7 protein-coding genes and 1 tRNA gene are annotated in these 7,073 nt (G+C 39.8%); 7 read left to right on the top strand and 1 reads right to left on the bottom strand.

Going from position 1 to position 7,073, the window contains the following annotated elements; genetic code table 11:
* Positions 1 to 343: 343 nt before the first annotated feature.
* The 4 genes from C7B62_RS23365 (at position 344) to C7B62_RS23350 (ending at position 2,160) form a co-directional block, all read left to right on the top strand.
* Positions 344 to 616: a hypothetical protein gene (locus tag C7B62_RS23365; RefSeq protein ID WP_106243244.1), complete on the top strand. Its 273-nt coding sequence runs from the start codon at positions 344 to 346 to the stop codon at positions 614 to 616.
* Positions 616 to 1,314, top strand: coding sequence for an energy-coupling factor ABC transporter ATP-binding protein (locus C7B62_RS23360; RefSeq protein WP_106243240.1), 699 nt, complete (start codon positions 616 to 618; stop codon positions 1,312 to 1,314). Before C7B62_RS23365 ends, C7B62_RS23360 begins: the two co-directional genes overlap by 1 nt.
* A gap of 98 nt (positions 1,315 to 1,412) precedes the next feature.
* Entirely contained in the window at positions 1,413 to 1,967 is a 555-nt protein-coding gene (locus tag C7B62_RS23355; RefSeq protein ID WP_106243237.1) for an NYN domain-containing protein, read from the top strand.
* A gap of 120 nt (positions 1,968 to 2,087) precedes the next feature.
* Positions 2,088 to 2,160: transfer RNA gene (locus C7B62_RS23350), tRNA-Glu, on the top strand.
* Between the two features lie 246 nt (positions 2,161 to 2,406).
* Here the strand turns inward: C7B62_RS23350 and C7B62_RS23345 are convergent.
* Entirely contained in the window at positions 2,407 to 4,347 is a 1,941-nt protein-coding gene (locus C7B62_RS23345; protein ID WP_106243233.1) for an amylosucrase, read from the bottom strand.
* Positions 4,348 to 4,600: 253 nt separating this feature from the next.
* On the opposite strand from C7B62_RS23345, the gene C7B62_RS23340 reads away from it, so the two are divergent.
* The 3 genes from C7B62_RS23340 to C7B62_RS23330 all read left to right on the top strand — a co-directional run bounded on the left by C7B62_RS23340 (position 4,601) and on the right by C7B62_RS23330 (position 6,857).
* Entirely contained in the window at positions 4,601 to 4,957 is a 357-nt protein-coding gene (locus tag C7B62_RS23340; RefSeq protein WP_106243229.1) for a DUF6825 family protein, read from the top strand.
* 133 nt (positions 4,958 to 5,090) lie between these two features.
* A complete protein-coding gene (locus tag C7B62_RS23335; protein ID WP_106243226.1) occupies positions 5,091 to 5,705 on the top strand; it encodes a 7-carboxy-7-deazaguanine synthase QueE in 615 nt (204 codons plus the stop codon).
* 306 nt (positions 5,706 to 6,011) lie between these two features.
* The gene (locus tag C7B62_RS23330) at positions 6,012 to 6,857 is read left to right on the top strand and encodes an MOSC domain-containing protein (RefSeq protein WP_106243220.1); all 846 of its coding nucleotides are present in this window, start codon (positions 6,012 to 6,014) and stop codon (positions 6,855 to 6,857) included.
* The last annotated feature ends 216 nt before the right edge of the window (positions 6,858 to 7,073 follow it).

Here is a 7,073-nt window from a genome sequence, read left to right as displayed (position 1 = left end):
CGATCGCGCTTGAGCCAGTCATCTACGGCATCAAAGATGCCGCGCTGGGCTGGTGCGCGTCCTACTGCTATTGTCATGGAAATAAATCTCCGAGATTATGTTTATTAAGATTGTTGGAATTATTACAATTTTCATGACTTGACACAAAAATACATCAAGACAATTGTGAGAAAAATTTACTTTTCTTTACTTATATTACACATAATAAAAGAAAGAAGCTGAAATTTCCAGAGTAAAACCAAAGAAAAAATAAAGATTTTTGAGATTTAAACATAAATAAAAATGGGAATTTGGGAGAATCTGGAAGATAATCAAATAATTGCCGTCATTAAAAAACAAGATTATGTTCACTATCGATATCGTTTTACAAGAAATTCCTTTACCAATTTCCGTCCAGCGTAGAGAAGCAGCAGCGGCAGAAAATCTCTATCAAGAGCTTATGACAGCTATGCGGTCTGGTAGTGCTGACTTGATTGAGCTTACCTGCGATAAAGACGAAGATAAAAAAGTCGCCATTAAAGGCAACCTAATCTGTGCCATTAGTATTAACAAGAAATCTGGTGGGATGGCAGAAGGTCGAATTCCTGGATTTTTTGCCACTATTGCTGATAAGTAATGACCTTTACTAGGGATATTAAGTCTGAAAAATTGCCGACTATTCGGGTGGACAATATTAGCTTTAGCTGGTCTGACGAAGCATCTGTGTTGCAAAATTGCACCCTCCAAGTACCCCAGGGGGAATTTTGGATGCTGCTAGGGAACAATGGCAGTGGCAAATCAACTTTATTACGCTTATTGGCAGGATTATTAATTCCTGATAGTGGTTCGGTTGTTATGCCTCACAAAACGGGATTTGTCTTTCAAAATCCCGACCATCAGCTAGTTATGCCCACCGTGGGAGCAGATATTGCTTTTGGTTTGGTCAGTGAGAACTTAACTCAGGTGCAGGTGAGACAAAGAGTCAAAGAAGCCCTTGATGCAGTTAACTTGCCAGAGCTAGAAAGACGACCAATTCACGCTCTCAGCGGGGGGCAAAAACAGAGAATTGCGATCGCTGGAGCGATCGCGCGTAACTGTGAAGCAATCTTATTTGATGAACCAACTGCTTTACTCGATGCCGATACTCAGCTTGAGTTAGTGGCTCAGGTGAAAAATCTAGTCAAACAGAGGGGTTTAACTGCTCTTTGGGTAACCCACCGTTTAGAAGAGTTAGACTATTGTGATGGCGCGTTTTTGTTAACTGGAGGCAAAGTCGTAGCTGAGGGAGAACCTCAAGCTCTTAAGCAAAGATTGTTGGCAACAGAGAGTCAATAACGATAGGCGTTTGATTATTTAGTTAACTTTTTGTTAACAAATATAATTAAAATAAAGTGTAAATCTTTACTTAGTTCTCATCAGGATTAACCCTTGTAATGTCTCCCTCCTCCCACCAGGCAATATTACTCGTCGATGGTTATAATATCATCGGCGACTGGTCGGACTTAAAACAAAGTCGCGATCGCCATGGCTTAGAAGCTGCCCGATATGAATTAGTCGAATGTCTGATTAACTATAGCGCTGCTGTCGCATACCGCACCAAAGTTGTTTTTGATGCTCATTATCAAGACACGCCTCGCAGTAGCGAAATCCACACTTCTGCTTTATCGGTACACTATACTGCCTTTGCCGAAACCGCAGACACCTATATTGAGAAATTTTGCGCCACCTTTGCCCGCAAAAAATATCAACAGGAATCTACCCGTCTTATTGTTGCCACTAGCGATCGCGCTCAGCAGTTGACGGTGGTGGGCTACGGAGCAGAATGGCTGTCTGCTCCAATGCTGGAGCGAGAAGTAGGATTGGCAGTCCAGAAAACTAAAAGTAAGACCAAGAAACAGACCAAGAGAAAACCTCCTGGTCGTTTTTTATTTAATACTCTAGATCCTGCTGCCCAAAAGCGATTAAAGCAAATGCGACAGGGGATGTAATTATCTTGAGCTGTAGTCAACCGCAGCCAAAAGTTTTTTGAGTATTTTGTTGACAGGGGCAAAAATATTCGATATATTTAGAAACGTTGCCAGTTAAGCAAAAGCAAGCGACAAGTACCTGCCCCCATCGTCTAGTGGCCTAGGACACCTCCCTTTCACGGAGGCGACAGGGATTCAAATTCCCTTGGGGGTACTATTAATTAAAAAAAAAGAGCTGAATTGTAATTTAGCTCTTTTTTTATTTTCTATTCTCTCTGGTCAGTCACAATCATTCCTTTATTAGCTAGACCACCAGCAATTAAACTTAGCACCAGCCAATATATAGGGCATTCATCCAATAAGACTCCTAGAAAATAGTTTTCAACTCATGAATTTAATCTAGAAAGAGGCTGGGCAAGTTCGCGTCAAAGCCACAGTAAAACTACACTATGTTCGCTGTTTAGAGCAAAATCACTAGCTGATAGGGGTCAAGCACTAGTTTCTGGATAGCTGAAATTGTCTTACCAGAAACGAGATCGGTAAATATTTTCCGCATTCCTAGTAATCTTAATTGTTTAGCCATAATTTCCTGTTCGCGATCGCTAAAATTGGCTAACACAAGCACATTTTGTTCCTGTTGAGAGCGAAAATAACCAAAGATGCAGTCATTGCCTGTATCAATAATTTCAGTTTCTCCCCGACTAAAAGCTCGATTATGCTGACGAATTTGGATTAACTTAAGCAATCCCAGATAAATTTGTCCTGGAATAGTAGAGCTATCTTTCCTCTTTAATGCCCGTTCATCATCAAATGCCGAACGGTGAACCCAACGACTGTCACCATCTTTTTCTGGCGACTCAGTATAGGTATAGTTGTTTAAAGTGCCGATTTCGTCTCCTAAATAGAGTAGGGGAATGCCCCCAATGGTTAAAATCACTCCATGTAAGAGTAAGATGCGTCGTATAGCTAAATCTATCTCCGTACGATGATTTGCATCCGTTAACTTCTCTAAGCCACATAAGGATGCAGTAGTACCCGCAATCCTCGCCTCTCCCGTTTCGGGTTTTTCTTGGAAAGGCAAGCCTTTAGCAAAGCTACCTTCAAATCGACCAGTAAAAAATTCGGTCAGAAACTTGCGATGATCGTAAGGATTAATCTGCAAGTCCCGCATATCATCATCGGCAATTGCCCAGCCTATGTCATCATGGCAGCGAATATAATTGACCCAAGCACAGTCTTGAGGGATCGTAAACCGCTTGGACATTCCATGGCGCAGTAACCGAATATTTCTGACGGCTAAGGCGTCCCATAGCAGTGCCATTAACTGTGGGTTATAAGATATAGGACATTCTTCTTGACTGATATAGCGGGTAACTTCGTCGGGATGAACAATCGCTTCCGACTTAAACACCATTGCAGGGGCAGCAATTTTAACGATTGTATTAAAGGCCTGAATTAATAAATGTGCTTCGGGTAAATTTTCACAACTGGTACCTAATTTCTTCCAGAGAAATGCTACCGCATCTAGACGTAAGACTTCTACGCCAATATTCGCTAAAAACAACATTTCTTCCACCATTCCGCTAAAAACCACGGGATTTTCATAGTTTAAGTCCCATTGATAATTACAAAAGGTTGTCCATACCCACTTACGAATTTTATTTTTGTAGGTAAAGCAGCCAGGGCGTTCATCAGGAAAGACTGAATTAACGGTTTTTTCAAAAGCATTAGGCTGTTCACGATTAGGATACATCCGATAATACTCTTGATATTCTTCATTTCCAGCTAATGCTCGTTTTGCCCACTCATGTTCGTCTGAGGTATGGTTAAAGACAAAATCAACTACCAGGCTAATACCATGCTGTCTTAATTCTGTAGCTAACTGTGACAATTCTTCCATCGTGCCTAGGGCAGGATTGACTTCTTGATAGCTACTGACGGCATAACCACCGTCATTATCCCCTTCAGGACATTTAAACAAGGGCATCAAATGTAGATAGGTAATACCCAACTCAGTTAAATAAGGAATGCGATCGCGAATTCCTTGGATGTTACCAGCAAACAAATCAACATAGCACATTACTCCTACAAGGCGATTAGATTGATACCACTGAGGATCTGCTTGGCGCATTACGTCTAAAGCTTTGAGATCGTCAGATCTGGCTAACCACATCGAAGTAGCCGAAGCTAAAATATTTTCTAAATGATAGAAGAAATCGTACTGATTGCCATAAAGTTGATACAGTAGCTGAAATAAGCGGGGAAAATGAGTGTTAATGCGTTCTACATAACCCTGCCATTCTACTTTATCGATGTGATCGCAAAAACGTTCTTCTAATCTAGGTAACAAACGCGACAACGAAGTAGCACTCCGCTTTTTCCAAGAATCAACTTGACCCATAGAGATAATAACAATCCTTATTTATCAATCAAATACTTATATTGTCAGCTTTTTAAGCGCAATTGTAATTACTCGCTCAAATATTCATAGATAATTTAGAATTGATTCGGCAAAATGCAAAATTATCAAACTTTTTGCCTTTTGTCCTAACGCGAAGTCTCAACTGTTAATCTAAAGCTTAGAACTCAGAGCCTCAAGAATCAAGATATAATCTAGCTAATAATAGCTCTCTAACAAACTTGATCTGAATCTTATGAATAATAATCCTGTGACCAATGCCTTCTTTTTTGGTAGAGCATTAGCTGAATTTATGAGCGAAAAGCTCGAAGAATCTTTCACGAATACCATGAGCGATCTGGGTAAATTCGATGCCGAGCAACGCGAAAATTTACGCAAGTTTATGGAAGAAGTACAGCTTAGAGCAGAACGCGCATCAGGGACGACTGTTTATCCTAGCACCAATCATAATGGCAGCCAGAGAACTAGTTCCTATCAAGGCATTAATATTGACACCAGCAGCACTAACTCCGAAGATCTCCAGACCATGTTGGATCAGCTTAGAGCCGAGATTGCGACATTGAGAACAGAATTAAAAAAATATCGTAATTAATAAATTAATAAATTACTAAATTACTACTAAACAAAATTCCCTTGTCACTAGAACATCTGTAGTTATAACTTAGCAGGGTTTGAGTTAAGCTAATTTAACCCAACAGCTATAGAGGAAAAAGAGTACAAACATTTTGAACACTGCGACTAAGAGCATTACTTATCCGATTGTTGAAACCTTTCATTCTTTGCAGGGAGAAGGTTATTGGACAGGAGTGAACGCTTTTTTTATTCGTTTAGGAGGATGTGATGTTCATTGCCCTTGGTGTGATACAAAACACTCTTGGAATTCTCAATCTCATCCCCAGCAGTCGGCAAGTAATTTGACCAGTAAGGCTCAAGCGGTTAATCCTGCAATCGTTATTATTACTGGTGGTGAGCCGTTAATGCACGATTTATTTCCTTTAACTACCGCCCTAAAAAATGCAGGATTGCAGGTTCATTTAGAAACTTCTGGCGCTCATGCTCTGACGGGGGATTTTGATTGGATTACATTTTCTCCTAAGCAGTTTAAAGCGCCTCATTTCAGCATTTACGATCGCGCAAGTGAATTAAAAGTCGTGGTCACTAGCGAGTTTGATTTGAAATGGGCAGAACAACAGGCGAGTTTAGTTTCGAAATCTACCTTGTGTTATCTACAGCCTGAATGGAACTCCCCTGAGAGTAAAAGTTTGATTTTTGACTATATTTTGCAGCATCCTCAGTGGCGTCTGAGTCTGCAAACTCATAAACTCTTAAATATTCAATAGTGAATATAGTGGATATCTTGAAGTGAGGTTGAGATGGTCAAAAGGAGTATTGAATTTAGAATTAAGATTATTTTTAGGATTTCGTAGCTTTAATTGGCGAACAAATTAGATAGTGAAAAAGTGGACGAATCTCGATTTTTGCCTTACAAAACAAAAGAGAAACAAATAATCGACCGTTTGCTGATTATCTGATTGTTGCTTTTAAATAATTTTCAGGCTCGGATAATCACACGATTGCCCTAAATAAATAGCAAAGTCGATCGCCTACCTAAATTACTCGCCTTATTGTTGCCATTATCCAAGCTTATGATTGTCTCGAAACTTTATGTTTATCCTCTCAAATCTGGTCAAGGAATCGAGCTACAGCAAGCACAGGTGCAAACCAAAGGATTTGTTGGCGATCGCTTAATGATGCTGGTTGCGGGAAATGGTAGGTTTATCACTCAAAGACAGTTTCCTCAGTTGACAAAAATTCAAGTCACAATTGTCGGAGAAAGTATTACTCTTCAGGTAGTAGACAACAGTTTTCCATCGATTACTTTTATCTCTAGTTTAAATGGTGCGTTAATTGAAGTAGAAATGTGGCGCGATCGCTTTTTAGCCATCGATCAGGGAAATGAAGTAGCCCAGTGGTTTCATCAATTTTTAAATTTGCCTGGGGATAAAGTTTGTCGTTTAGTTAGACAATCTTCAGCGCATACTCGCTTATTAGCCAAGAAATATTCCCAGGAGGAGGATCTGCCTTTAAGCTTGGCAGACAATTATCCAGTCATGCTTACTGCTAGCGCCTCTTTGATGGAACTCAATCAAAGAATTATCGAAATTCATCAACAGGATAGTCAAGCAATACCCATGAACCGTTTTCGTCCTAATGTAGTTATTGAAACTATTGAACCGTTTATTGAAGATTGCTGGAGACTAATTCAAATTGGGGAGATTCAGTTTGAAGTAGCAAAACCCTGTAGTCGCTGCATTATCACCACGATCGATCAAAGCGACGGTAATAAAAATAGCCTCAAAGAACCTTTAAATACTTTGGGAACTTTTCGTCAACTAAGTGAACAGGGAGTCATGTTTGGCGTTAATCTAATACCTCAAAATGAAGGAATTATTCTTGTAGGCGATCGCCTAGAAGTTTTGGCAACTAGATGATAATTATATTAATCTGAACGCAATAGTATTAATGACTAATGTTACGTATTAATTAATCTGCTAAGACTAGGTAGTGGATAGTAGGTAGTAGGTAGTAGGTAGTAGGTAGTAGGTAGTAGGTAGTAGGTAGTAGGTAGTAGGTAGTAGGTAGTAGGTAGTAGGTAGTAGGTAGTAGGTAGTAGGTAGTAGGTAGTAGGTAGTAGGTAGTAGGTAGTA

Source organism: Pleurocapsa sp. CCALA 161, assembly GCF_003003995.1.
GTDB lineage: Bacteria > Cyanobacteriota > Cyanobacteriia > Cyanobacteriales > Xenococcaceae > Waterburya.
The sequence above is the reverse complement of the archived record's forward strand: the minus strand, read 5'-3'. Positions and strand labels throughout refer to the sequence as shown.

Coding starts and splice junctions, on each gene's coding strand:
- C7B62_RS23365 (WP_106243244.1), top strand. CDS start 344: ATGTTCACTATCGATATCGTTTTACAAGAAATTCCTTTACCAATTTCC.
- C7B62_RS23360 (WP_106243240.1), top strand. CDS start 616: ATGACCTTTACTAGGGATATTAAGTCTGAAAAATTGCCGACTATTCGG.
- C7B62_RS23355 (WP_106243237.1), top strand. CDS start 1,413: ATGTCTCCCTCCTCCCACCAGGCAATATTACTCGTCGATGGTTATAAT.
- C7B62_RS23345 (WP_106243233.1), bottom strand. CDS start 4,347: ATGGGTCAAGTTGATTCTTGGAAAAAGCGGAGTGCTACTTCGTTGTCG.
- C7B62_RS23340 (WP_106243229.1), top strand. CDS start 4,601: ATGAATAATAATCCTGTGACCAATGCCTTCTTTTTTGGTAGAGCATTA.
- C7B62_RS23330 (WP_106243220.1), top strand. CDS start 6,012: ATGATTGTCTCGAAACTTTATGTTTATCCTCTCAAATCTGGTCAAGGA.